The sequence below is a fragment of the Gelidibacter sp. genome, from assembly GCF_035577925.1.
In the GTDB taxonomy this organism is placed as follows: domain Bacteria; phylum Bacteroidota; class Bacteroidia; order Flavobacteriales; family Flavobacteriaceae; genus Gelidibacter.
In genome coordinates, this window is the sequence record NZ_DATJCY010000234.1 from 1 (window position 1) to 3,515 (window position 3,515).

Genomic DNA, 3,515 nt, shown 5'->3' on the forward strand with positions numbered 1-3,515 from the left:
ATTAAAAATTAAGAGGATTTTTGAATGTCTCTTCAACCCTAAATATTTATAAAAAAAATGAGTAAAGACCCTAATAATAAATTCATGCTAGAAGCGGTTACTGCTGCACTTAAAGGCATGGAAAACAACGAAGGCGGCCCCTTTGGATGTGTTATCGTTAAAGATGGAAAAATTGTAGGTCGTGGCAATAATAAAGTCACTTCCCATAATGATCCAACCGCGCATGCCGAGATTATGGCCATCCGTGATGCATGCAAAAACCTGAACACATTTCAGCTGGAAGGCTGTGAGATCTATACCTCTTGCGAACCTTGCCCCATGTGTTTTGGTGCGATTTATTGGGCACGACCTGACAAAGTTTTTTATGGATGCAACCAACAAGATGCCGCCGACATCAATTTTGATGATGAATTTATCTATAAAGAAATTGAATTATCTTATGAAAAAAGAAGCATTCCGTTTGAACAATTAGCTAGAGATATTGCCTTGGAACCTTTTCAAAAATGGAGTAAAAAAGAAGACAAAACGGAATATTAATTTAGAAAATCAAAATAAGAATCAAAATCTTAAAAATATCATGCAAAAAACATATTACGACCCAGCAGATTTAAAAAAGTTTGGAAAAATCAGCGAATGGAACGAAGAACTTGGCTCAAAATTTTTTGATTACTACAATGCTGTTTTCAAAGAAGGTGCGTTATCCGAACGTGAAAAATCACTGATTGCTTTGGCTGTTGCACACACCATTCAATGCCCGTATTGTATTGATGCCTATACTGGCGACGGATTGCAACGTGGCATTACTAAAGAAGAAATGATGGAAGCGCTTCATGTGGCATCGGCCATTCGTGGTGGTGCATCGTTAGTTCATGGTGTGCAAATGATGAATAAAGTGAATAAATTAGAAATGTAGAAAGAGAATCCGTCTCGATATTTCATCGTGTTTTTTTTCAAACAACCAAACAACTCAAAATTGGAAGACAAAAGTTGAAGCCTCAAAACTTAGAACCTTAAATTTTAAATCTAGAAATGATCAAAAGTCTGCATAAACGTCAAAGTGAATTAGCCAACAGCCAAAAACAGCTCGAAATCTTATCGAATGGTATTTTTCAGAATGGCGATTTACCGAAATTCAAGGATAAAATTGCTGAAACCGGTCAGTTTCCATTGACAGCCAAAAAACTTGAAATCCTTCAAATCAATGTGGGCTATATGTGCAACCAAGTGTGCGAGCATTGCCATGTTGATGCGGGTCCGGACCGTAAGGAAATTATGACTAGAGAAACGATGCTGCAATGTTTGGAAGTTATAAAAAACACGGGCGCACATACTTTGGACCTGACAGGTGGTGCACCTGAGATGAATCCTGATTTTAGATGGTTTGTTGAAGAAGCCTCAAAAATTGGTGTTAAGGATTTTATTGTGCGTTCAAATCTGACCATCATCAGATCCAACAAAAAATATTATGATTTACCCGAATTTTTCAAGAAGCACAATATTCATGTGATTTCTTCCATGCCTCATTGGACCAAAGGAAAAACTGACAAACAGCGCGGCGATGGTGTTTTTGATAAATCCATATCTGCCCTAAAAGCGTTAAATGCGGTGGGTTACGGCATGCCTGATAGTGGTTTGCAATTAGATTTGGTTTATAACCCATCTGGGGCTTTTTTACCAGGCAATCAGGCCAGTATGGAAAAAGATTTCAAATCTGCCCTAATTGATGAGTTCGGAATCCATTTTAATAATCTGTTTACGATCACCAATCTACCCATTAGCCGATTTTTAGACTATTTAATAGCTTCAGAAAACTACGAAGATTATATGTACGCACTGGTCGAAGCTTATAATCCAGCAACCGTAAAAAATGTAATGTGTATCAATACGCTATCTGTTTCGTGGGACGGTTTTCTATATGATTGTGATTTTAACCAAATGCTCAATTTGCCAGTCAATAGCAAAGTCAAACATATTTCAGAATATAATGAATCTCTTTTAGAAGGCCGAAAAATCATGATTTCGCAACATTGTTATGGCTGTACGGCAGGTGCAGGAAGCAGCTGCCAAGGAAGTGTGACCTAGGCGAAATTGAAGTCGAAGTTCAAGTCGAAATTGCTTTTAATAATTATCAGAATAAACTTAATACCAATAAATTAAGAGAAACTGAAAATCAGTAAAATTCGTGCAATTCGTGTCCAAAGAGAATTTGGTAAAAATCAGTGAAATCAGCTAAATCTGTGTTATCTGCGTTCTATTAATGATAATGATCCCGATATCGGAAGAAGTTCAAATTGAAACCTCAACTTCAACTTCGATTTCTCCCGATAATTATCGGGATTCAATTCATCATTTTTTCCGAACTTTGAACATCAAACTTTGAATTTTTAAAAATGGGTATTCTCACCTCCAAACACACCGATGGCGATAATGAAATGAATTATAGTTTTCATTTTCCAACCTCAAAAAAAGCATTGATTATATTCGTGCGCAATCCTGAATTGGGCAAATGCAAAACCCGATTGGCAAAAACAATTGGTGACGAAAATGCATTGGAAGTTTATAAACATCTTTTAAATCATACCGCTTCAATTGCTAAAGCTATCAAAGCTGATCGTTATGTGTTTTATTCCGACATGATTATTGAGGACGATATGTGGGATATTAATAGCTTTAGAAAAAAACTACAAAAAGGAGATGATTTGGGTGAACGTATGCGCGATGCTTTTTCAGAATTACTACAAATAGGCTACGAAAAAGTAGCGATTATTGGCAGTGATCTTTTAGATTTGGATGCGGAACTTGTCAATACAGCATTTGCACAACTCGATTTTAATGATGTGGTCATCGGTCCTGCAACGGATGGCGGATATTATTTATTGGGAATGAAAAAATTATATCACCAGATATTTGAAAACAAAAAATGGAGTACATCCTCAGTGTTGAAAGACACTTTAAATGATCTTCAAAACAGTAAGGTCCTTTTGCTGAAAGAATTAAATGATATTGATACCTTTGAAGATATGCAACACTATACTGAACTCACAAAACTTTACAAGCCACATGATTAAATCTATAAAAGAAACCACCGAATATTTACAACACAAAGGATTTGATAGCCCAGAAATCGGCATCATACTCGGCACTGGGTTAGGACAGTTGATTGATGAAGTAGAAATCCTTCATGAAGTCAGCTACAACCACATTCCAAATTTCCCAACGGCCACGGTCGAATTTCATAAAGGAAAACTTATTTATGGCATTTTAGAAGGCAAAAAAGTCATCATCATGCAAGGGCGTTTTCATATTTATGAAGGCTATTCACTTCAAGATGTGACCTATCCGGTGCGTATTATGGAAAAACTGGGCATTCACACACTTTTGGTTTCAAACGCTTCGGGTGCTATCAATCTGAATTTCAAAAAAGGAGAATTGATGCTTATTGACGATCATATCAATCTGCAAGGCAGTTCGCCATTGGCATTTAAAGGCGTGGAACAAATGGGCGAGCGTTTTGC

General features: G+C 36.7%; 4 protein-coding genes and 1 pseudogene. All 5 read left to right on the forward strand.

Features of this window, described 5'->3' with window-relative positions:
* The first annotated feature begins 57 nt into the window (after positions 1 to 57).
* A complete protein-coding gene (locus VNJ50_RS09285) occupies positions 58 to 537 on the forward strand; it encodes a nucleoside deaminase (RefSeq protein WP_325581180.1) in 480 nt (159 codons plus the stop codon).
* Between the two features lie 40 nt (positions 538 to 577).
* The gene (locus VNJ50_RS09290; RefSeq protein ID WP_325581182.1) at positions 578 to 913 is read left to right on the forward strand and encodes an arsenosugar biosynthesis-associated peroxidase-like protein; all 336 of its coding nucleotides are present in this window, start codon (positions 578 to 580) and stop codon (positions 911 to 913) included.
* Positions 914 to 1,029: 116 nt separating this feature from the next.
* The gene (arsS, locus tag VNJ50_RS09295; protein WP_325581183.1) at positions 1,030 to 2,082 is read left to right on the forward strand and encodes an arsenosugar biosynthesis radical SAM (seleno)protein ArsS; all 1,053 of its coding nucleotides are present in this window, start codon (positions 1,030 to 1,032) and stop codon (positions 2,080 to 2,082) included.
* 308 nt (positions 2,083 to 2,390) lie between these two features.
* Positions 2,391 to 3,068 carry a TIGR04282 family arsenosugar biosynthesis glycosyltransferase gene (locus VNJ50_RS09300; protein ID WP_325581184.1) on the forward strand — a complete coding sequence of 226 codons (678 nt, stop codon included), beginning with the start codon at positions 2,391 to 2,393 and terminating at the stop codon, positions 3,066 to 3,068.
* A pseudogene (locus VNJ50_RS09305) lies at positions 3,061 to 3,515 on the forward strand (purine-nucleoside phosphorylase); the annotation flags it as partial. The gene VNJ50_RS09300 and the pseudogene VNJ50_RS09305, both read left to right, overlap by 8 nt.

Bases quoted from the DNA above. Each gene is read 5' to 3' on its own strand.
- arsS (WP_325581183.1), top strand. From the start codon at position 1,030: ATGATCAAAAGTCTGCATAAACGTCAAAGTGAATTAGCCAACAGCCAA.
- VNJ50_RS09285 (WP_325581180.1), top strand. From the start codon at position 58: ATGAGTAAAGACCCTAATAATAAATTCATGCTAGAAGCGGTTACTGCT.
- VNJ50_RS09290 (WP_325581182.1), top strand. From the start codon at position 578: ATGCAAAAAACATATTACGACCCAGCAGATTTAAAAAAGTTTGGAAAA.
- VNJ50_RS09300 (WP_325581184.1), top strand. From the start codon at position 2,391: ATGGGTATTCTCACCTCCAAACACACCGATGGCGATAATGAAATGAAT.